This is a genomic window from Micromonospora sp. NPDC005215 (assembly GCF_040607915.1).
Taxonomy (GTDB): domain Bacteria; phylum Actinomycetota; class Actinomycetes; order Mycobacteriales; family Micromonosporaceae; genus Micromonospora.
In genome coordinates, this window is the sequence record NZ_JBEXHQ010000010.1 from 69,696 (window position 1) to 90,148 (window position 20,453).

A 20,453-nucleotide genomic window follows, 5' to 3' on the forward strand; every position below is an offset into this window, starting at 1 on the left:
TGGCGGACATGACCGACCTCTACCCGCCCGCCGACGACCGGGAACTGCTCCGCGAGGCGGCCGCCGCGCACACCGCCGCCACCCGTGCGGTCGAGGCGTTCCTGCGCCGCCTGCCGCAGGTGCCCGACCCGGCCGCCGTCACCGAGTACGCCAACCTGCTCACCCGGGAGGACCAGACCCGCGCCGACCGCGACGCCGCCGCCGACGCGGCGGGGCTGACCATCGCCAGCCTGGAACCGGACCAGGGCCAGTAGCCGAGACGCGACGGCGCCGTCCCCGCCCGGGACGGCGCCGTCGCGCGTGGCCTCGTTCAGAGTTCGACGAGCGGGTCGTGCCCCAGGTCGAGCAGGGAGTGCCGCCAGTCGTCGTCGGCGTTGCCGCGCGACGGCTTGGCGTCCATCAGCTCGCGGATCCGCTCGACCGCCTCCCGCATCACCTCGATGTCCTCCGGGGTGAGGTCGACCTTGCGCTTGTTCAGCACCTTGAGGATCTCCCGGCCCGGCTGGGGCAGGTCGAGGTTCGGGTTCGGGCTGAACGACTCCTCCCCGGAACCCCGGGTCAGCAACCACGTCCGCAGCTGCTCCGACGGGACGTTGACCTCGGCGTGGAAGTCCTCCCAGAGCACTTCCACCTCGGGGTCGAGCCGCGCTTCGCGTACCATCAGGTCTCCTCTCCGGGCGGTTTCCCGGACGTCTCCGGGTCGTCCTTGTCGGTCTTGGGGTGCAGGCCCTCCGCGGGCACCCGCGTCCGGCGGGGGTTCGCGGTGGGCGGCGCCAGGATCGGGTCGGGATGGTCGTCCTCGTCCCGGGGTTTCGCCGGCTCGTGCGGGTCCTCGTGCTCGTCTCGTCGCGCCGGCCCGCTCATCGCGGGTGGGTGGTCGTGGCGGCGGTGTACCCCCGCTCGCCCGCTGACACGTCGAAGGTGAGCGCCCCGTCACGAACGTCCACAGTGACCTTCTGCCCCGGCGAGATCGCCGACTCCAGCAGCATCCGGGACAGGTGGTTGTCCACCTCCCGCTGGATGACCCGGCGCAGCGGGCGGGCGCCGAACTCCGGCTGGTAGCCGTGCTCGGCGAGCCAGTCGATGCCGGCGGTGGTGAACTCCACCTGGAGATCCTGGGCGTGCATGCGACGGCGGGTCTCCTCCAACAGCAGCGCGGTGATGTCGCGCAACTGCTCGGCCTCCAGCCGGCGGAAGATGATGACCTCGTCGATGCGGTTGAGGAACTCCGGGCGGAAATTTTCCTGCAGGCGGCGCATCAGCCGCTCGCGCAGTTCGTTGCTCTCCTGCTCGCTGCCGACGTCCCCGGTGCCGAAGCCGACCGAGCGCTGGGCGCCGGTGATCAGCTCCGAGCCGAGGTTGCTGGTCATGATCAGTACGGTGTTCTTGAAGTTCACGGTGCGACCCTGGCTGTCGGTCAGCCGCCCGTCGTCGAGCACCTGGAGCAGGATGTTGAACACGTCCGGGTGGGCCTTCTCGATCTCGTCGAGCAGCACCACCGCGTACGGGCGGCGACGCACCGCCTCGGTGAGCTGGCCGGCCTCCTCGTAGCCGACGTATCCGGGTGGCGCGCCGACCAGCCGGCTGACCGTGTGCCGTTCCTGGAACTCGCTCATGTCCACCCGGACCATCCGGTCCGCCTCACCGAACAGCGCCTCGGCCAGGGCGCGGGCCAGCTCGGTCTTGCCGACGCCGGTCGGGCCGAGGAACAGGAAGCTGCCCATCGGCCGTTCCGGGTCGGCCAGCCCGGCCCGGGAGCGGCGGACGGCCTCGGCGACCGCGGTGACCGCGTCGTCCTGACCGACCACCTTCTGGTGCAGGTGTCCCTCCAGGCGCAGCAGCCGGTCCCGTTCCTCCTCGGTGAGCTGGCTGACCGGAATACCGGTGGCCCGGGAGACCACCTCGGCGATCTCCTGCGGACCCACCTCGGGCACCTGGGAGGAGGACGACCCGTCGTCGCCGTTCGCTCGACGGATCTCCTCCTCCAGCTCGGAGATCCGGTCCCGCAGGGCGGACGCGCGCTCGTACTGCTCGTCGGTGACGGCCTGTTCCTTGTCCCGGCGTACCTCGTCGAGCTCCTGCTCCAGCTCCCGCACGTCGGAGGCGGGGGTACGGGTCCGCAACCGCACCCGCGCGCCGGCCTGGTCGATCAGGTCGATGGCCTTGTCGGGCAGGAACCGGTCGGTGACGTACCGGTCGGACAGCTCGGTGGCGGCGACCAACGCCTCGTCGGTGAAGCGCACCTGGTGGTGGGCCTCGTACCGGTCGCGCAGCCCGCGCAGGATCGCGATGGTGTCGTCGACGCTGGGCTCGGGCACCAGCACCGGCTGGAAGCGCCGGGCCAACGCGGCGTCCTTCTCGATGCTCTTGCGGTACTCGTCCAGCGTGGTCGCGCCGATCACCCGCAACTCGCCGCGGGCGAGGGCGGGTTTGAGCATGTTGGACGCGTCCATCCCGCCCTCGCTGCCGGCGCCGCCCGCCCCGACCAAAGTGTGGATCTCGTCCATGAAGATGATCAGCTCGTCCCGGTGCGCCCGGATCTCGTCGATCACCTTCTTCAGCCGTTCCTCGAAGTCGCCCCGGTACCGGGTGCCGGCGACCAGGCCGGCCAGGTCGAGTTGCACGACCCGCTTGCCGAGCAGGGTCTGCGGGACGTCCCCGTCGCAGATTCGTTCGGCCAACCCCTCGACGATGGCGGTCTTGCCGACGCCGGCCTCGCCGATCAGCACCGGGTTGTTCTTGGTGCGCCGGGACAGGATCTCCACGGCCTGCTCGATCTCGTCGGCCCGGCCGATCACCGGGTCGATCTGATCGTTGCGGGCCAGATCGGTGAGGTCCTGCCCGTACTGGTCGAGGGTGGGCGTGCCGCGGTCCGGCTTCGGCCCGGTCATCGGCCCGCGCTCGGCGTTGGCCGCCTGCAACGACTCGGGTTGGATCCGGCCGGCGGCCAGCATCCGACCGGCCGGCGACTCGGGGTTGAGCGGCAGCGCCATCAGGATGTGCTCGGGGCCGATGTAGTTGGCGCCCATCGCCCGGGACAGCTGGTGGGCGTCGAGCAGCGCCCGTTTGGCGGCTGGGGTCAGCGACAGGTTGGGCGGCACCTCTCCGCGCGGTGCGCCGTCGCCCTTGCCGCCGAGCGCGTTGAGCAGGGTGTCCGGGTCGGCGCCGGCCCGGCGTACCAGGTCACGTAGCGGTTCGCGTTGCAGCGCCGCCCAGAGCAGGTGGTCGGTGTCCAGGTCGTTGCTGTGGCGTTGCGCGGCCCGCCGGGCCGCGTCGGCGAGCATCTCCCGGGCGTCCGCCGTCATCAGTCGGGTGATGTCGACCCGGTGCGGCGGTCGGCGCCCTCCCTCACCCCGACCGAAGTACCTGGCCAGGAATTCGTCCCACGGGTCGGAGCCGGTGTCACCGGGTCCCATCATGTCTGTCCTCCGCAGTCGGGCGCGGCACGGTCGGCAGGGGCTACCCGGCGCGCGCCCCGACAAACGCCGTGGGAGGTGGCGTAGCGGCACCCGGGAGTGGCGTCGGTACGGCCTCGGCCGTTGGTGGCAGGCTGACCGGATGGATGAGACCCCGCTGCTGATCGTGGATGGCGCCAACGTGGTGGGCTCCCGCCCGAACGGGTGGTGGCGTGACCGCGCCGGGGCGGCGGCCCGCCTGCGCGACTCCCTCGCCCCGGTGGCGACCATCGGGCTGCCGGCGCGCCTGCCCGCCCCGGTGGAGGTGGTGCTGGTGGTCGAGGGGGCCGCGCGGGACGTGCCCGGGACCGACGGCGTCCGGGTGGTCTCGGCCCCCGGCTCCGGCGACGACAGCGTGGTCGACCTGGTCGCTGGCGCTCCGCAGCGGCGTCGGTTGGTGGTCACCGCGGACCGGGAGCTACGCGAGCGGGTCACCGCCCTGGGCGCGGAGGTGTACGGGCCCCGCTGGCTCCGCGAGAGTTGAGAAGTTCTCGCACTGGGAGTCCCACAGAACGGACTCCCGGCACTTCCGGGGGCCTACCGGACAGGCGGGCAGGAACACCGACAGGGCGGATGTTCTTTCGCGGCGGCCGATAGGCTCTAATGGAGATCTCCCCGCCCCCAGGAGGTTCCGCCGTGGCGAGCGTCGCCGAGCTGAAGGCTGCCATCGATGTCGCCCTCCAACAGATCGGTGACGGGCAGACAGCCGTGCAGGCGGCCGGCGAGAAACTGGCCGAGGCGCAGCAGACCCTCGCGGGCGCGCTGGAGGGCAGCGGGCACGAGACGGTGGAGGCGGCCCAGGCGTCGCTGACACAGGCCAGCCAGGAGCTGGAAGAGTGTCTCGCCGCGACACTGGTCGCGGTCGAGCAGGCGCAGCTCTACGTCGCGACCCTGTAGGCCGCCATGTCCATCATCGAGGACGTCGGTGGGCAGGTCCGCGCCGCCAGCGAGGAGTTCCCGCTGGCCCTGCTCGGGCAGGCGCTGGAGAAGTTCGGCCTGGCCACGGAGCGACTGCGCTGGGTGCGCCAGGAGTCGGCCAACCCGATGGGCGTGCCCGAGTTGTCCGCCGCGACCGAGCACGCCGAGAGCGCCGGATACGCGTTGCGGGTGGCCCAGGAACAGCTCTCGGGGTACCTGGCCGCGATCGGGCTGGGCGCGGACGGCGCTCCGGCGCCCCGCCCGCAACCACGCGAACCCCGGCACGACACACCGCCGGGCGCCGGGCCGACCACAGTGGCGCCGGAGCCGGCCGAGCAGGTGCGGCTGCGCCGCTGGTGGTCGGTGCGGGTCGCGGAGCTGACCGGCGGACGCGACGGCGGCGCCGACGAACCGGACGAGCGGTTGGACGACTCCCAGGAACTGCTCCGCCGCGTCGTGGGCGGCGTACGCGCCGGCGACCGGGACCGGCTGCGTACCGAACTGCGCCGGGCACCGGCGGACGTGGGGCTGGGGATGGCGGCGCTGGCGCCACCGCTGCTGCGCGAGCTGGCCGGCGAGCTGCTGGGGCACCCGCCGCGCGCCGCCGACCTCGGCCGGCTGCGCGGGGAGTTGGACGGGCGGGTCCGTGACCTGCTGCCCGGGCTGCCGCCGCCGGTGCTGGAGACGCTGCTGACCCGGGTGTGTCGGATGCCGCCGCCGCGCGCCTCCGGGGAGCCGCCGCACGCCGCCGACTCCGCGGTGACCGCCGGGGTGGCGACCGGGCTGCTGCTCGCCCGCCTCGGCCGGGACCTGCCCTCCGGCGACCGGGCCCGACCAGCGGGCCCCGGCCAACAAGCCGGCTCGGGCCAACAAGCGGGTGTGGGCCAACAAGGCGGCGCGGGCCAACAACGCGGTGCGGGTGCGCGCCCCGGTGGTGCGGTCCGGCGGCCCGGGGATGCGGGTGGACAGCGCTCCGGTGGGCTGCCGCCGCGCTCGGGCAGCCCGTGGCGGGACGCGCCGACTCGTCGGGGCTCCGATGGCTGACCGGCGTGGCCAGCTGGCCAGGCGAATCCGGGACACGCTGGCCGAGGCGTTGGGCGCCACCCGTACCCGGCTGTCCGCCGCCCAGGCGGAGCTGACCTCCGGGCGGGAACGGCTGGCCCGGGTCCAGCGGGCGGCGGCCGCCGTACCGGAACGGGTGGGCGCCCAGCGGGACCGCCGCATCGCCGAGATCGACGCCCGCTACTCCGCCCGGATCGCCGAGCTGGCCCGGCGCGCCGCCGAGGCGGCCCGTCAGGAGGCGCCCGGTTGCGCCGGGGCCGACTGGGCGGGGTGGGCACCGACGCCGACCCGGCGGGCGGAGCCGCCCGGCGCGCTGCGGGTCGGCACGGTCCGGATCGACGGCGTCGACCCGGTGCCCGCGCTGGTGCCGCTTCTCGACGCCGGCCACGTCCACCTCTCCGGAGACGATCGGGCCGGCTGCGACGCCGTGGTGTCCGCGTTGCTGCTGCGGGCCGCCGGCCGCGCCGACCCCGGGGCGGTACGGCTGGTCGGGTACGACCCGGAGCAGCTCGGCGGCGGCCTGGCCGGGTTCGCGCCGCTGGGCACGGCGGGGCTGCTCACCTTCGTCGGCCCCGGTGGGCTGGGTCCACTGCTGGACGACCTGGTGGAGCAGATCCGCCGGATCAACGAGACGGTGCTCGCCGGCGAGTACGCCTCGCTGCGCGAACTGGCCGCGGCGACCGGCCGGCGACCCGAACCGTGGCGGGTGGCGGTGCTGCTCGGTGGCGACGAGCTGAACCGGCACGAGCGCGGCCAGCTGGACCGGGTGGTCCGCGCCGGCGCGGCCTGCGGGGTGCACCTGGTGGTGCACGGTGTGCCGGTGCCGGAGGACCCGACGGTGACCCGGGTGGTGGCCGGGGCCTCCGGCGCGCGGATCGGCGGGTCGGCCGGGCTGCCGGTCCGGCTGGACCCACCGCCACCGGCGACGCTGGTCACCGAGACCTGCCGGGAGATCGCCGTCCAAGTGAACGCCGGCCCACCGCCGACGCCGTTCGCGGACCTGCTGCCCCCACCCGAGCTGATGTGGCGGGAGGACTCCGCCGACGGGTTGACCGCGCCGATCGGTGCGGGGCCGCAGGGCCGTCCGGTACGCCTGACGTTGGGCGACTACCCGCCGCACGCGCTGATCGGCGGGCCGTCCGGCACCGGCAAGACCAACCTGATCTTCGCGTGGATCGGCGCCCTCGCCGCCCGCTACTCCCCCGCCGAGCTGGAGTTCTACCTGCTGGACTTCAAGGAGGGGGTGTCCTTCGCGCGGTTCGCGCAGGGCCGGCGTGACCCGAGCTGGTTGCCGCACATGCGCCTGGTGGGCATCAACGTCAACACCGACCGGGAGTTCGGGCTGGCGCTGCTGCGGTTCCTCGCCGAGGAGTTGCGCCGGCGGGCCGACGCGGCCAAGAAGCACGAGGTGACCAAGCTGGCCGAGCTGCGGGCGGTCGACCCGACCGGGCACTGGCCACGCATCGTCGCGGTGGTCGACGAGTTCCAGATGCTGCTGGCCGGTCGGGACGCGGTCGCCCGGGAGGCGGCCGACCTGCTGGAGGACCTGGCCCGGCGCGGCCGGTCGCAGGGCATCCACCTGGTGCTCGCCTCGCAGGACGTACGGGGCATCGAGGCGCTGTGGGGCCGCCCCGCGCTGGTCGCCCAGTTCACCCTGCGCATCGCGCTGCCCAAGGCACTGCGGATCCTCGCCGAACGCAACGACGCGGCGCAGTCGCTGCCCCGCTGGCACGCGGTGGTCAACGCCGAGTCGGGCATGGTGGAGGGCAACGAGGTCGCCCGGATCCCGTCGGCCAGCGACTGGGAGACGTGGAGCGGGTTGCAGCACCGGCTGTGGCGGATGCGCCCGGCCGACGCGGCGCCGGCCCGCCTCTTCGACGGCGACGCGATCCCCCGGCTGGCGGACGCCCCGGACTTCCGGGCGCTCACCGCGCCGCCGGACGGGAGCGTGCCGCGCAGCCCGGTGGCCCTGCTCGGCGAGATCATCGACGTGCAGTCCCGCTCGGCGGCGCTGCGCCTGCCGCGCGCCCCGGGGCGTAACCTCGCGGTGCTGGGCACCCGGGTGGACGAGGCGTGCGCGGTGCTGGACGCGGCGGCCCGGTCACTCGCCCGCCAGCATCCGCCCGGCACCGCCCGGTTCTCCATCGCCTGCCTCGACGCGGACGCCGACCCGATGGCCCGTGCCCTCTACGACGACCTGGCCGACGACGCCGCCTGGTACGACGAGGAGACAGTGGGCGAGCTGATGGCCGAGACGGCCGACGGGCTGACCGGGCCGGGCAGCCCGCACTACCTGCTGCTGTTCGCTGTCGACGCGGCGGCCGGCGCGCTGGCCGCCCGCGTGGGTGGACGCACCGGCCTGGAGCAGCTACGCCGGATCCTGCACGACGGGCCGGAACGACGGACGCACGTGCTGGCCTGGTGGCGGGGGGTGGCCCGGATGCGCGCCGACCTCGGTGGGCCCGCCGCCCGCACCGACCAGATCGGAGCCTGGGTGGCGCTGGACGCGCACGGCGGCGAGCTGGGTTCCTCGCTCTACCCGGGCACCGGCGGCCCGGACTGGTATCCCCGCCCCTGGCGGGGGCTCTTCTTCGACCGGGCGGTCCACCGCACCGGACAGGTGATCATCCCGTATGGACCGTCGCGATGAACGAACCAGTGGCGAGTGAGACGTACGCGGCGCAGTTGCGGCGACTCGCCGACCTGACCGCGCGGGTGGGTGAGCAGCGTGCCGAGGCGCACACCTGGTACGAGCGGCAGTGCGCGGCTGCCGAGCGGGCCGTCGCCGACGCCGCCGAGCAGGTCCAGCACGCCGAGGTGGAACTCGTCGAGGCGCGCGAACAGCAGGAACGGGTCGACGCCGAGGTGGCGCACCTGTGGCAGCAGGTGCGTACCCGCCTCGGTGCCCGTCGTCTCGGCGGCCCGCCCGCTCCGGCGAACAGCGGCGGGGCCACCGACGCGGTGGTGCTGCTCACCCGGGCCCGGGACCTGCTCGACCGGGCCGGTCAGCCGGGTGAGCTGCCGGGTTCGGTCAACCCCCTGCTGGCGCTCTGCGGGGTGGCCGGCGCGGTGCTCGCGTACGCGCTGGGGGCCGGGGCGCGGGCGTTGGGTGTCGGGTACGGCGGCGACCTGGCGGTCGGGATGCCGGTGCTGGCGCTTGTGGTGACCCTGTTCGGGCCGCTGGTCGGGCTGGCGCCGGCGCGGGTGCTGGCCGACCGCCGGCACGCGGTGCTCGGGCCCCGGCCGATCACCGTGGTGCTCGGCGCGGGCCTGCTGACCACCGCGCTGCTGCTGGCGGTCGGCCGCTGACCGATGAGTCCACTGAGGCTGTCGAGAAGCCGACCGCCGGCGCGAGCCCTTTCTTCGCTACGGTACGTCGAGTGGTCAGCTTCTTCCTGAGTTACCGCTCCGGCAGCGGCGACAACACCCTCGCGCGGCTGCTCGACACCATGCTGACCGCTCGGTTCGGCAGCGACAGCGTCGTGCGTGACGACGACAGCGCGTTCATGTCGGTCGGCGAGCTCTGGCGTCGGCTGTCAACCTCGGCGGCACTCGTCGTCGTGGTCGAGCCGGCCGCGCCCGGCGAGTCGGCAGGCTCGCTGGAGTCCCTGCCGGGCCTCAACCACCGGATGATCGCAACCGCCCTCACCACGCCGGTCCCGGTCGTCGTGGTGCTGGTGGACGGCGCGGAACTGCCACCTGAGACGCGCCTTCCCGAGGCGCTGCGCGCACTTGCCGGGCACCGCCCGCGGCGGGTCCGGACGAGCAGCGCCCGGTCGGACCTCCGGGACCTGGTGGACGGCCTCGCTGCGAGTCTCGGGCCGGAGACCACGACAACCGGTCGCCCGGTCCCCCTGATCCTCAGCGTGGAGCCGATGCGGTGGCCCGTGTCGCCGCGCAGCCGCAGGTCCTCGGTGGCGATCGTCTACTCGACCAGCCAGGGTGGTCTGGAGGTCGCCGCCGGTGACCGAACGACGGTGTGGCAGGACCCCGGGCTCACGGCCCGATACGAGACGCGCTACGAAGTGGACGTCAGCGACCACTCGGTCGTGGTCGACCTTCGGCTGCCCGCCAGGGGCGGCACGGACCACTTCACCGCGTCCGTCACCGTCGACTTCCAGGTGACCGACCCGGCGCAGGTCGTCCGACGCGGGATCACGGACGCCATGGTCCTGATCCGCCGATTTCTGCTGGACAGTCTCCAGCGAATCACATCGGCGTACGACATCGACGAGATGATCGAAGCCGAGGAGGCCGTCAACTGGTTGCTGGGCGCCCATATCTCCATTGTGGACGGCGTCACCATTCTTCCGAGAGACGCGGAGCTGTCCCACGACGGGTGGGTCGGTCACCATCTGCGGGAGCACGCGCAGGGCGACCTGCCGCAGCGGGCAGAGCGGCTGGAGCAAGCGGAGTGGGGCCCTCCCGTCCCCAGGGCATCCCCCGAGCTCTACGCCGACATGCTCGCTGAGCAGGGCCCCAGCAGTTCTCCTCCCCCTGGTGACGACAGCGCCTGGCGTGCCAGGGCGACACCCCCGTTCACCGCACCAGCGACCTCGTCACCCCCGGACGTCAGCCGGGCGGCGGAGCGGCTGTTGGTGGCGCGCGCGCCCACCCAGGTCCCGGTGGGGCGGGACCTGAGCGTCGAGGTCCGGCTCGTCACCGAGGGACGACCGGTTCATCCGGACGCCGTGGCGGCACGGATGCCCAGTTTCCTCGTCGCCGATGCCGGCACGCCGGTGACAGTGACCGTCCACGCGCCCGCCGGCCTGCACGCCGAGGGCCCGCTCCAGCAGACCGTGCTCGTCGTGCCGGACGACGATCCGGATCCGATCCGGTTCGGTTTCGGGGCGCGTACCCCAGGTCTGCATCGCATCGACGTGACCGCCTGGGCCGGCGGCACGTTCCTCACCGAGGTGTCGGTGGAGGTCTCCGTCGCGGACGGTGGGCCGTTCCGCGACGGCCCGCCGAAGACGACGCCGCTCGGCGCGCCGCAGGCGCGGCCGGGCGAGGTCACGATGGAGGTCCGGTTCGACGGCAACCGGTACACCTTCCAGTTGCGGTCGGAGGCGGCGCTGTTCGCCCCGGTCGTCGAGTCGGTAACGAACACGCCGAACGCCGCTGTGGAGAACGCCATCCGGGAGTTGCAGCAGCTGGCCGGCGGTGGTTCCCGCTACAGCGCCGCGATGATCCGCGAGGTCATCCGGTCGGCGGGGATCCAACTGTGGTCGGAGTTGGTGCCGGCCGATGTGCGGGACCAGTTCTGGCAGGTCCGCGGTGACATGAGCGCGTTCACGATCGCCACCGACCACGACGTGGTCCCGTGGGAGCTGCTCCATCCGCTCAGCGTCGACCGCGACAACGGTTTCCTCGTCGAGCAGGTCCCGGTGGTCCGCCGCACCTACGGTCAACGGCGGAACGCGACGATCGGCCTGCGCAACCCGCGCTTCGTGGTGCCTCCGAAGGCGCCCACCGGCGCGCACGAGGAGATCGCCAGCATCCGCGCGATCCTCGGCGCGACCGACAGCGAACCCATCACCAGGGCCGACGACCTCCTCGCCCTGATCAACTCGGGGTCGCTGGGTGCGACCCACTTCGCCTGCCACAACACCTTCTCGGCGGACGGCTCGTTCATCGACATGGACGGCGGCCGGTTCAGGCCGACCCTGCTCGCCGAGGCCAGCATCCGGAGACTGCTGGCCGAGAGCGGCCCGCTGGTGTTCATCAACGCGTGCCGCAGCGCGGGCGTGGCCCCGACGTACACCAGGATGCTCGGCTGGGCGCAGCAGTTCATGTCGTCCGGTGCGGGCGCTTTCGTCGGCACCCTCTGGGCGGTGCGTTCGGACAGTTCGGCGCGCTTCGCTACCGCGTTCTACCGTTCCCTCGCCGACGGGGCCACGCTCGGCGCGGCGGCCCTCGCCGCGCGGGTCGAGCAGCAGGACGACCCGCTCGACCCGACCTGGTTGGCCTACACCGTGTACGGCGACCCGTTCGCCACCGCCGCCTTGTGAACGGTCGGCAATTCAACTAGCGCAAGGGTGGTGCGACATGGACGTGGACGACTACAGCGTGCCCGTCGAGGAACTGGTGTCGGCGGTGAGGTACGCGGTGGAGCAGGCCGGCATCTCCACCACCGACGAGGGCCGCGACCTGAGGGTCGCCTCCGTCCAGCTGATCCTGAGCGCGGTCGTCACCACGAAGGCCGGCGGTGGCGTGGACTTCCGGGTCCCGGTGATCGGTTGGAAGGTCAAGGTCGGCGGCAGCCGCTCCCACCAGAAGACCCACACGATCGACATCACGCTCGTCGCCGAGGATCTCCAGGATCGGCACGAGCTGCGGCACAGCGCGGTCGCGGCGACCCTGGTGGACGCGATCACCACGATCCGCGCGGTGGTCGCCGCCGGCAGCGGCGGTGACGACCCGCTGGTGCTGAAGGCCGGCACTGTGGAACTCGTCTTCGGCGTCACCGAGCAGGGCACGATCTCGGTCGGCGCGGAGGGCGAACTGACCGACGAGGTCACGAACACGCTCCGGATCGAGCTGGTGGCGGCCACCGCCGAATAGGTCAGGCCGGGACCAGGACAGCCTCGCGCAGCAGCCGGCGGGTCAGGGTGATCCGGTCGGCGTCGTCGGGCAATCCGGGCAGGTCACCAACCCGGGCGACCGCGCCGCTGAGCAGGACCCGGGCCGCCGGCTCGCACTCGGCGGGCAGGGTGATGGTGCGGTCGAACAGCCGCAGTGCCACAGTGTCCGACCCGTGCGGCACCAACTGCCAGCGCAGGCCCGCCCGCACTGTGACCCGGGCGTCGGCGTCCAGCGCGGCCACCGCGTCCGCCTGGGCGAGCGGCCGGATGGGTGCCGGTCGGGCCGCCGGCCAGGCACGCTGGCGCAGTCGGGCGGCGACCGCGTCCGGGTCGGCACGCAGCAGCCAGTCGCGCAGCGCCTCCACCGTCTCGGTCAGCTCCGGCTCGATGTCGTCCGGGTCGGTGACGTCGGTGCCGAACGGCAGGCTCGCCCGCAGCCGCTGGTCCTCCGCGGCCAGCGCGAGCAGCTCCTCGACCAGGGCGTACCGGGTGAGCGCACGGATGCCCACTGTCAGGTGCATCGAGCTGGCGTCCTGCGCCTGCGCACTGTGCAGCCAACCCCGGGGCAGGTAGAGGGCGTCGCCGGGGGCGAGCACCACGTCCAGCGCCGCGGGGCCCTGCGCGGTCGCGCCGACCTCGTCGGCCCGGCCACCCCACGGCTGCCGCTCCAGCGGGTCGGGCAGCACCGGCGGGTGGATCCGCCAGTGCTTGCGGCCGTCGACCTGGAGGACGAACACGTCGTGCGTGTCGTAGTGGGTGGCGAATCCCTGGCTGCCGGCCGGGGTGAGGTAGGCATTGATCTGTAGCGGCTGCTGGAGCGCCAGGCCCAGATCGCGGGCGAAGTCGACAAGTGGCGGCCAGATCCGGTGCAGACCCTGCAACACCAGGGTGGCCCCGGCGGCGTACTGCTCCAGGACCCGCTCGTCGAGCACCTGGTCGCCGATCTCGGCGCCGGCACCGCCGCCGCCGGTCCAGCGGGCCGCGGGCACCAACTGACCGTCCCTGGCGACCCGCAGGAACGGGGTACGCAGACCGCGCCGGCTCAGCAGCTCGTCGGCGTCGGCGGGGCTGAGCAGGTCGGTGAAACCGGCCGGGTCGGGCAGCTCGGCGGCGCGGGACAGCAGCGGGGTGTGGCCCCAGTGCGCGGCGGCGAACTTGGCCGGTTCGACCGAGACGCAACGGGCCAGCGCCGCGGTGGCGGATGCGGACGAGACCGCCGGGCGGCCGTGGCCGCCCGGCGGGTCGAGGTGCGTCATGATGTGCCGCTACCGCGCGCTGCCGTCGGCGCCACCGTCCTGCTGACCCGGCGTCGCACCGCCGTCGGCGGGACCCTCCGCGCTGCCGTCGGCGCCACCGTCGTGCTGACCGGGAGTCGCGCCACCGTCGGCGGGACCTTCCGCGCTGCCGTCGGCGCCACCGTCGTGCTGACCGGGAGTCGCGCCACCGTCGGCCGGGCCCTCCGCGCCACCGTCCGCGCCACCGTCCTGGTGACCGGGGTTCGCGCCACCGTCGGCCGGGCCCTCCAGGCCGCCGCCGCCAGTGGTCTGCATGTCGTCGTCGTTGAGTGCCATCGGTACTCCCTCGGGTGTGCCGCCCCGCCGTACGCCGGGGTCCGTCGTGCTGCGGGTGGTACCCCACGCGCGATCTTCTCTAACCCTCACCGTAGACGTCGAAGCGGGGCGACACGGGCGGTTCACGAGCGGCGGCGAAGAGTGTCAGGATGGGACGGTGATCCTGGTGGGCACGTCCGGCTGGCAGTATCGGGACTGGCGGGGCCGCTTCTATCCGCAGCAGTTGCCGCAGCGGCTCTGGCTGGAGCACTTCGCCGACGGCTTCGCCACCGTGGAGGTCAACAACGCCTTCTACCGGCTGCCGGAGCGGGACACCTTCGCCGCCTGGCGGGCACGCACCCCGGCGGACTTCTGCGTGGCGGTGAAGATGAGCCGCTATCTCACCCACATCAAGCGGCTGCGTGAACCGGCCGAGCCGGTGGCCCGGTTCCTCGGTCGCGCCACCGCGCTCGGTGATCGGCTCGGCCCGGTGCTGCTGCAACTGCCGCCGAACCTGCGGGTGGACGTGGCGGCGCTCGACGCCACCCTGCGGCTGTTTCCCGCGGACGTGCGGGTCGCGGTGGAGCCCCGGCACCCCTCCTGGTGGACCGACGCCACCCGGGCGGTCCTGGAACGGCGTCGGGCGGCCCTGGTCTGGGCGGACCGGCTCGGACGACCGGTCGCCCCGCTCTGGCGGACCACCGACTTCGGCTACCTGCGGCTGCACGAGGGCCGGGCCCGACCCTGGCCCCGGTACGGTCGCGCGGCGCTGCGGTCCTGGGCGCACCGGCTGACCGACACGTTCGGCGCCGACGAGCCGGCGTACGTGTACTTCAACAACGACCCGGGCGGCGCCGCGATCGTGGACGCTGTCGCGTTCGCGGCGTTGGCCCGGCGGGCCGGGCATCCGGTGTCCCGGGTGCCAACCGCCGCCGAGGCGGACCCCTCGGGCGGCTGAGCCCGCCCGACGGGTCGTCGGGCGGGCTCCGGCGCGTCAGGTCGTCACGGCATCATCGTGGCCAGGTCGGCCGGCATGGTGTCCTTCACGTCCTGCCACTCGCCCTGGGTGACGTGTCGGCGCAGGGTGTCGAGCACCACCTGCGTCACCCGCTCCGGGCCGCCCTCCGCGTCATACGGGAAGCCCTGGCGGACCTCGTAGAGGAAGTCGTCCCGGTTGAGCTTGATCGGCACGTCCGACGGGACCCACCCGTCGAAGTAGATGCCCCGCACGAGCACCGGCAACTGCTGGGCGAACTCCACGCTCTCGTCCACCGGCAGCCGGTCACGCAACAGGTGCAACACCGTGCGCAGCGCCGCGTACGACTGGTTACGCCGATCCTTCGGCCAGCCGTAGGCGTTCTCGATGTCCTTCAGAATCAGGTTCGTCTTGTCCAGCGAGGATTCGAACGCTGAGATCATCGCGTCAGCCATCGGTGGACCCCCGTTCCGTGTTGTCCCACCGCCGGTAGTCGGCGCGACGTGGCGGCCCCACCGGGCCGCGTCGTGCCCGCACCGGGCTGCCCTGTGGGGCGCGCCGGGCGTTGTCGGGCGTGCCGACCACGTGCAGGACGGCTCCACGCCGTCGATCCGTCACCACTCGAACCGTCATCCCCCGTCACCTCCGTGTCGTCTCCGGCGTCAGCCACCCTCCAGGTGGCCGCACCCACCGTGTCCACCCTGCCGGCGGCGCGGGTGACCCGGCCTCACCCCGATCGGATGAGTTGTGACGCCGCGCAACGGTCAGTCGGCGCCGAGCAGCCCGGCCAGGGTCGTCGCGTTGGTCTGCGCGTAGTCGCGGTAACAGTTGTTCATGAGCACGTGGGTCTGGCCGGTCTGGTCGGCCAGCTCGCGCAGCTTCGGCGCCCAGTCGGCCAACTCCCGCTTGGAGTAGTGGTAGCCGAACTTCTCGTGGATGTCCTTGCTTGTCCACTTGTCGCTGTGGCCGTGGAAACGCACGACCGCGAGGTCCGCGGTGGCGGCCAGGACGGGGGGCAGCGACGAGCGGTGGCCCTGCGGCATGTCCACGCAGACGTACGGCAGTTTGTGCTCGCGCAGGAAGGACAGGGTCTCGTCGGCGTTGTCGCCGTCGAACCAGGAGGCGTGCCGGAACTCGTAGACCGGGCGCAGCGGCGCGCAGCGCTTCGCCACCTCCAGCAGGTACTGCTTGTTGGCCCGCTTGATGGTGAACCAGGGCGGGAACTGGAACAGCAGCGCGCCCAGCTTGCCCGCCTCGACCAGCGGGTCCAGCGCGGACAGGAACCGCGTCCAGACGTCCTCGTACGCCTGCGCGGGCAGGTCGTCGGGGTAGACGTTCTTCTTGTCGGTCTCCGGCCGCAGGTCCTTGTAGAGCGCGCTGACCCGGGTGGGATGTCCGGTCAGCAGGCTGAACGCCTTGATGTTGAAGGTGAAGCCCTCCGGGGTGCGCTCGGCCCACAGCCGCGCGGTCGCCTCCGCGGGCGGGGCGTAGTAGGTGGCGTCCACCTCGACGAGCGGAAACTTCCGGGCGTAGTAGGCCAGCCGCTTCTCCGGGGTGTCAGCGGTCTGCGGATACCAGCCCGAGTCCAGCAAGGTGCGGTCGGTCCAGGATGCGGTGCCCACCAGGATGTCACCCATGGGTGAAGTCCATCGCGTGGTGGACCGACCGGCAACCGCTGGCGTCGCTCAGGCCGCCCGCCGTTCACGGGTCTGCTTGCAGGACACGCAGGTGGTGGCGGCCGGGAAGATCTCCAGCCGCTCCACCGGGATAGCCGCCGAGCACCCCTCGCACCAGCCGTAGGTGCCCTCCTCAAGCCGGCCGAGGGCGTGCTCGTACTGGCCGCGGCGGTCGAGGATGGTGCGCAACAGCGACTGCGCGGTGTCCCGCTCGGCCGTCTTGGTGCCGCTGTCGGCCTGGTCGTCGCCGGCGGTGTCGCCGACCTCCACCAGCCGCAGCACCTGGCTCTGGAGCACGGCCTGGTCGTACTCGGCGGTCAGCTCGTCGTAGCGCGCCTGGAGGGAGAGTCGGATCTGGTCGATCTCCGTCTGGGGACGGGTCGCGCCGACCGTGTCGTGGACGAGCATCGCTGCCTGCCTTTCCTGGGCCTGTGGCTCACGGTGAACCGGGTGCCGGCGGCGTCGAGCCCCGGTCTCACTGTCGCATTCGGTACGCGGGCCATCACCCGCGCTCTGTGAGCCGGGCGAGTACCCGCCGGACGAGCCGGGCAAACCGACGATTTCTCGACGGTTTTCAGGCGTCTCCGTCGGGCTCCACGAGCGCCGGGTGGCGGGGGTCGTCGGCCCGCACCACCACGTCGGCGAAGCTCGCCGGGACGACCTCCTCGGCGTACCGGTCGAAGGCCGGCAGCGCCCAAACCTGTGCGGCTTCGGTGCGTCGGCGCAGCGCCGCCGAGGACACCTGCAGGTGGACGGTGACGTCGAAGGGCAGGCCACCGCCGAGCAGCAGCGGGCCGCTGACCAGGACGACACCCCCGGGCGGCAGGTGGACGTAACGGGCGCGGCTGGCCCGGTCGGCGTCGGCGTCCCAGAGCGACGGGAGCAGCCGTCCGGTGCCGCCCGGACCGGCCGGGTCGAGCACCTCACGACGGAGCCCGGCGTCGTCGACCCAGTTCTCGTAGAAGGAGTCCGGGTTGGTGCGGCCCAACTCGAAGCGCAACGACGCGGGGCGGAGGAAGTCGGTGGCACGGACGTGCAGCACCGGGCGACCCCGGGCGCGCAGCGGGTCGACGAGCGCGGCGGCCAGGTCGTCGACGCCCGCGGCGGGAGCGCCGTCCACCGCCACCCGCAGCCGCGCGGGCCCGGCGGCGTCGGTCGCGGCGCGTGTCGCGGCGTCGGCCAGCCGGCTAGTCAGCTCGTCGACGAGCAGGTCGGGCGAGATGGGGCGGATGCGCACCGGACCATCCTGCCCCGCGCCGGGCGGGTCGGTGCCGCCGGTCAGCCGCTGCGGTCGATGGTGACCCGGGCGTCGTCGGCCAACCGGTAGCCCACGCCGTAGACGGTGGTGACCAGGGGTACGTCCACGCCGACCTTGCCGCGCAGTCGACGCACGTGCACGTCGACGGTGCGTACGCCGGCGTGCTCGTAACCCCAGACGGCGTTGAGCAGTTGCAGCCGGGTGAACACCCGGCGGGGGTGGGCGACCAGGTGCAGCAGCAGGTCGAACTCCAGCCGGGTCAGCGGCAGCGGCTCGTCGTCACGCAGCACCGAGCGGGACGACGCGAGGATGTGCAGGGCCGGGATGGTCGGGCTGAGCGCCCGGGTCGACGACCGGCTGGTGGAGACCTGGTCGGGGCGGCGCTCCGCCGGGACGGCTCCGATGATCACGCCTTCGCCCCGCTCCAGCATCTCGCGGGCGGCTTCGAGCAGCCGACGTGCCGCCGGGGTCAGCGACTCCTCACAGGCCAGCGGGATGGACAGTGTCACGGTGAGCACGGGCGCGGCGGTGTTCGCGGGGCGACGCTGGCCGCCGGGAGGTCGACCGGGCACCGGAGGTTGGGACGTATGCCATCCGGCGCGCGACGAGGCAGGGCTGACCGACATGGTCCTCCTTGGGCTGATCCGGGTATCTCCCCACGGCCCGGGACGCCGCTTCATCGATGTTTCCCGGCGCTTGGGCGAGGGTCAAGAGGCGACCGCGTTGCATGACTGTGACAATTGACTTACACATCGGAGCCAGGTGCTCGCTCTGCGTGTGAAGTCAGATGATTACAGCAGAGCCCACGGGATGCCCCGATACGGGGGTCCCCGTCCTGTTCACCCGGGCGTCCGCCGGGCCGCCGAAGCGGGGCTCAGCGGCTGTGGTCCACGCTGATCCGCGCCTCGTCGCCCAGCCGGTAGCCGACCCCGTAGACGGTGGTGATCAGCTCGGATCCGGGCAGCTTGGCGCGCAGCCGGCGGACGTGCACGTCCACGGTCCGGGCCACCGCGTGCTCGTAGCCCCAGACCCTGGACAACAACTGCAGGCGGGTGAAGACCCGGCGTGGCCGCTCGGCCAGGAACAGCAGCAGCTCGTACTCGATGCGGGTCAGCGGGACGACCCGGTCGCCGCGGCGGACCAGCCGCGAGCCGGCCAGGATGTGGACGTGGTCCGCGGCGGCGGACGACCCGGCGACGGCGGGGCTCGGGGCCGAGGCGACATTCTCGACGGTACGCAGCTGACCCTCCCCCGACTCGGCCAGTTCGCCGAGCAACTGCACAAGCCGGGCCAGCCGTGGGCTCAGCGGCCCGGGAGCGAGGTCGAGGGTGATGGTCAGTGTCGGTCCGGTGCGCGGCCGCGCGGGGCGCACCCCGGGGTGACGGCGGGTGGGGATGGCGACGACGGACATGGTGCCTCCTGAGTGGCGGTACGCCCGCCACGCCGGGTACGGCGTGACGGTCAGTGGCGCGCCCGCCCGGTGTCGACCGGGGGCGCGAGAGGGGTGCTGCGGTGCAGCGGGGTCGGGCCGAGGGCCGGCAGACCGGCGATCCGCCAGGCGGCGAACCCACCCGCCACGTCGGTGGCCCGGTGCAGGCCGATGTCCTGCAGGGCGGCGGCGGCCAGCGACGAGGTGTAGCCCTCCTGGCAGAGGATCACCACCGGCACGTCGTAGTCGACAGCCTGCGGCAGGCGGGCCGGACAGCGCGGGTCGAAGCGCCACTCCAGCACGTTGCGCTCGACAACGAGCGAGCCCGGCACCATGCCGTGCGCGGCCCGCTGCGCGGCCGGCCGGATGTCGACAAGCAGCGCTCCGGCCCGGTACGCCAGGTGCGCCCGCTCCGGGTCCAGCCGGTCGAGGCGGGCGCGCGCGGCGCCCAGGATCTCGTCGATGCCCCGAGAGCCCGGCGGTGGCACGGGGGCCGGGCGGTGCTCGGCGGTTAGCTGCATCATGGGTTCCTTCCGCTGACGGGTATGGATCGTGGTTGGCCGGCGCTCACCAGGACCGGCCGGCCTCGGCGACCTCGGCGACCCGCAGCCTTCCGTCGACGAGGTGGTAGCGGGTCATCCGCAGCAGCGCCGGACGGTAGACGTGCACGCTGACCGCCGGCACCGACCCCTTGTTGGTCACCTGGTGCACGTGCCGGGGGCCGAAGCGACGACCGGTGCCGGCGGGCAGCAGCCGTGGGCGCAGCCGACCGGCGCTGACCGTCTCCTCGGTGAGCGTGCCGTCGACGACCCGGAACGCTCCGGCGGAGCCGCCGTGGTCGTGCAGGTCGGTGCCCTGCCCGGGCAGCCAACTCAGGGCCCACACCTCGTGGTCGTCGCCGGCGTCGAGGCGCGCGTACCAGCGCTCGGCAGGATCGAAGCGCAGCGCGACCGGCCAGCCGGCCGGGTCGGCCCACCGGGCGGCGACGGTGCGCAGGTCGGGCTCCGGGCGGTGGTGCGTCATTGTGGTTCCTCGCGGGTCGTTCGGCGGGGTGCCCTCGTACTCTAGACGGCAAAGCCTATAGGTTTAGTAGGTAATACCGTCTGGTGGGACGCCGGCCCTGCCCCCGACGATCAGCGCAGCACCGGCGGGTCCACCCGGTAGCCCGGCAGCGAGGGCCACCGCACGGTCAGCACCACCGACGCGCGCTCGGCCAACCAGGAGTGGTCCACCCCCCGGCCCCACACCACGTAGTCGCCCGGCGCCGCCAGCCGTACCGTCCGGTCCGGCAGCTCCACCCGGAAACACCCCTCGACGAGGACGAGCAGTGTGGTACGCCGCTCTCCGGTGGCCCACCGCGACCGGGCCTGCCCGGGCGGATGCACGCCCCACTTCACCTCGACCTCGGTGCTGTGCCGGATCTCCCCGGGCGGCACGAAGTGCCCCAGCAGCCAACCGGCATCGGCGGCACCGTCGACACCCGCGTTGCCCACGTACACCGTCTCGGCCATCGGACCCTCCCTGAGCGCGCCGGCCGAGCAACCT

At 73.2% G+C, this 20,453-nt stretch carries 24 protein-coding genes; 9 read left to right on the forward strand and 15 right to left on the reverse strand.

Annotated features, from left to right (window positions below; genetic code table 11):
* The first annotated feature begins 8 nt into the window (after nucleotides 1-8).
* Nucleotides 9-254, forward strand: coding sequence for a hypothetical protein (locus ABZU25_RS10795; RefSeq protein WP_355029115.1), 246 nt, complete (start codon nucleotides 9-11; stop codon nucleotides 252-254).
* Nucleotides 255-310: 56 nt separating this feature from the next.
* Here the strand turns inward: ABZU25_RS10795 and ABZU25_RS10800 are convergent, their stop codons facing one another.
* Genes ABZU25_RS10800 through ABZU25_RS10810 form a run of 3 tightly spaced genes read right to left on the reverse strand, consistent with a single transcriptional unit; the run spans nucleotide 311 to nucleotide 3,419 of the window.
* Nucleotides 311-661 carry a DUF3140 domain-containing protein gene (locus ABZU25_RS10800; protein WP_355029116.1) on the reverse strand — a complete coding sequence of 117 codons (351 nt, stop codon included), beginning with the start codon at nucleotides 659-661 and terminating at the stop codon, nucleotides 311-313.
* A complete protein-coding gene (locus ABZU25_RS10805; protein ID WP_355029117.1) occupies nucleotides 661-864 on the reverse strand; it encodes a hypothetical protein in 204 nt (67 codons plus the stop codon). The genes ABZU25_RS10800 and ABZU25_RS10805 overlap by 1 nt, the downstream gene beginning before the upstream one ends.
* The gene (locus ABZU25_RS10810; RefSeq protein ID WP_355029118.1) at nucleotides 861-3,419 is read right to left on the reverse strand and encodes an ATP-dependent Clp protease ATP-binding subunit; all 2,559 of its coding nucleotides are present in this window, start codon (nucleotides 3,417-3,419) and stop codon (nucleotides 861-863) included. Before ABZU25_RS10810 ends, ABZU25_RS10805 begins: the two co-directional genes overlap by 4 nt.
* A gap of 139 nt (nucleotides 3,420-3,558) precedes the next feature.
* Here ABZU25_RS10810 and ABZU25_RS10815 point away from each other — a divergent pair, with 139 nt between their 5' ends.
* The 7 genes from ABZU25_RS10815 to ABZU25_RS10845 all read left to right on the forward strand — a co-directional run bounded on the left by ABZU25_RS10815 (nucleotide 3,559) and on the right by ABZU25_RS10845 (nucleotide 11,999).
* Complete coding sequence (locus tag ABZU25_RS10815; RefSeq protein ID WP_355029119.1) at nucleotides 3,559-3,939, forward strand: hypothetical protein; 381 nt, start codon at nucleotides 3,559-3,561, stop codon at nucleotides 3,937-3,939.
* Nucleotides 3,940-4,091: 152 nt separating this feature from the next.
* Nucleotides 4,092-4,352, forward strand: coding sequence for a hypothetical protein (locus ABZU25_RS10820; protein WP_030504016.1), 261 nt, complete (start codon nucleotides 4,092-4,094; stop codon nucleotides 4,350-4,352).
* 6 nt (nucleotides 4,353-4,358) lie between these two features.
* Nucleotides 4,359-5,417, forward strand: coding sequence for a hypothetical protein (locus ABZU25_RS10825; protein ID WP_355029120.1), 1,059 nt, complete (start codon nucleotides 4,359-4,361; stop codon nucleotides 5,415-5,417).
* On the forward strand, nucleotides 5,410-8,085 hold the full coding sequence (locus ABZU25_RS10830; protein WP_355029121.1) for an FtsK/SpoIIIE domain-containing protein: 2,676 nt from the start codon (nucleotides 5,410-5,412) through the stop codon (nucleotides 8,083-8,085). Before ABZU25_RS10825 ends, ABZU25_RS10830 begins: the two co-directional genes overlap by 8 nt.
* Nucleotides 8,082-8,744: a hypothetical protein gene (locus tag ABZU25_RS10835; RefSeq protein WP_355029122.1), complete on the forward strand. Its 663-nt coding sequence runs from the start codon at nucleotides 8,082-8,084 to the stop codon at nucleotides 8,742-8,744. Before ABZU25_RS10830 ends, ABZU25_RS10835 begins: the two co-directional genes overlap by 4 nt.
* A 71-nt stretch (nucleotides 8,745-8,815) precedes the next feature.
* Nucleotides 8,816-11,446 (forward strand): CHAT domain-containing protein, encoded by a 2,631-nt coding sequence (locus tag ABZU25_RS10840; protein ID WP_355029123.1) that lies wholly within the window; start codon nucleotides 8,816-8,818, stop codon nucleotides 11,444-11,446.
* 37 nt (nucleotides 11,447-11,483) lie between these two features.
* On the forward strand, nucleotides 11,484-11,999 hold the full coding sequence (locus tag ABZU25_RS10845; RefSeq protein ID WP_355029124.1) for a trypco2 family protein: 516 nt from the start codon (nucleotides 11,484-11,486) through the stop codon (nucleotides 11,997-11,999).
* Between the two features lies 1 nt (nucleotide 12,000).
* Here the strand turns inward: ABZU25_RS10845 and ABZU25_RS10850 are convergent, their stop codons facing one another.
* Nucleotides 12,001-13,275, reverse strand: a complete 1,275-nt coding sequence (locus tag ABZU25_RS10850) for a cupin domain-containing protein (RefSeq protein WP_355029125.1) — start codon at nucleotides 13,273-13,275, stop codon at nucleotides 12,001-12,003.
* A 9-nt stretch (nucleotides 13,276-13,284) separates the two neighbouring features.
* The gene (locus ABZU25_RS10855; protein ID WP_355029126.1) at nucleotides 13,285-13,590 is read right to left on the reverse strand and encodes a hypothetical protein; all 306 of its coding nucleotides are present in this window, start codon (nucleotides 13,588-13,590) and stop codon (nucleotides 13,285-13,287) included.
* Between the two features lie 157 nt (nucleotides 13,591-13,747).
* On the opposite strand from ABZU25_RS10855, the gene ABZU25_RS10860 reads away from it, so the two are divergent.
* Nucleotides 13,748-14,527: a DUF72 domain-containing protein gene (locus ABZU25_RS10860; protein WP_355029127.1), complete on the forward strand. Its 780-nt coding sequence runs from the start codon at nucleotides 13,748-13,750 to the stop codon at nucleotides 14,525-14,527.
* 44 nt (nucleotides 14,528-14,571) lie between these two features.
* On the opposite strand, the gene ABZU25_RS10865 is transcribed toward ABZU25_RS10860, so the two are convergent.
* The 10 genes from ABZU25_RS10865 to ABZU25_RS10910 form a co-directional block, all read right to left on the reverse strand.
* A complete protein-coding gene (locus tag ABZU25_RS10865; RefSeq protein WP_355029128.1) occupies nucleotides 14,572-15,000 on the reverse strand; it encodes a DUF2267 domain-containing protein in 429 nt (142 codons plus the stop codon).
* A complete protein-coding gene (locus ABZU25_RS10870; protein WP_355029129.1) occupies nucleotides 14,993-15,178 on the reverse strand; it encodes a hypothetical protein in 186 nt (61 codons plus the stop codon). Before ABZU25_RS10870 ends, ABZU25_RS10865 begins: the two co-directional genes overlap by 8 nt.
* 131 nt (nucleotides 15,179-15,309) lie before the next feature.
* Nucleotides 15,310-16,182, reverse strand: a complete 873-nt coding sequence (locus tag ABZU25_RS10875) for a DUF72 domain-containing protein (RefSeq protein ID WP_355029130.1) — start codon at nucleotides 16,180-16,182, stop codon at nucleotides 15,310-15,312.
* 48 nt (nucleotides 16,183-16,230) lie between these two features.
* Complete coding sequence (locus tag ABZU25_RS10880; protein ID WP_355029131.1) at nucleotides 16,231-16,629, reverse strand: TraR/DksA C4-type zinc finger protein; 399 nt, start codon at nucleotides 16,627-16,629, stop codon at nucleotides 16,231-16,233.
* Between the two features lie 166 nt (nucleotides 16,630-16,795).
* The gene (locus ABZU25_RS10885) at nucleotides 16,796-17,458 is read right to left on the reverse strand and encodes a uridine kinase (RefSeq protein WP_355029132.1); all 663 of its coding nucleotides are present in this window, start codon (nucleotides 17,456-17,458) and stop codon (nucleotides 16,796-16,798) included.
* 41 nt (nucleotides 17,459-17,499) lie between these two features.
* A complete protein-coding gene (locus ABZU25_RS10890) occupies nucleotides 17,500-18,105 on the reverse strand; it encodes a winged helix-turn-helix domain-containing protein (protein ID WP_355029133.1) in 606 nt (201 codons plus the stop codon).
* Between the two features lie 248 nt (nucleotides 18,106-18,353).
* The gene (locus ABZU25_RS10895) at nucleotides 18,354-18,890 is read right to left on the reverse strand and encodes a winged helix-turn-helix domain-containing protein (RefSeq protein WP_355029134.1); all 537 of its coding nucleotides are present in this window, start codon (nucleotides 18,888-18,890) and stop codon (nucleotides 18,354-18,356) included.
* Between the two features lie 50 nt (nucleotides 18,891-18,940).
* Nucleotides 18,941-19,432: a rhodanese-like domain-containing protein gene (locus ABZU25_RS10900; RefSeq protein WP_355029135.1), complete on the reverse strand. Its 492-nt coding sequence runs from the start codon at nucleotides 19,430-19,432 to the stop codon at nucleotides 18,941-18,943.
* 43 nt (nucleotides 19,433-19,475) lie between these two features.
* Nucleotides 19,476-19,931, reverse strand: coding sequence for a cysteine dioxygenase family protein (locus tag ABZU25_RS10905; RefSeq protein WP_355029136.1), 456 nt, complete (start codon nucleotides 19,929-19,931; stop codon nucleotides 19,476-19,478).
* Between the two features lie 110 nt (nucleotides 19,932-20,041).
* Nucleotides 20,042-20,419 (reverse strand): signal peptidase I, encoded by a 378-nt coding sequence (locus ABZU25_RS10910; protein ID WP_355029137.1) that lies wholly within the window; start codon nucleotides 20,417-20,419, stop codon nucleotides 20,042-20,044.
* Nucleotides 20,420-20,453 lie beyond the last annotated feature (34 nt).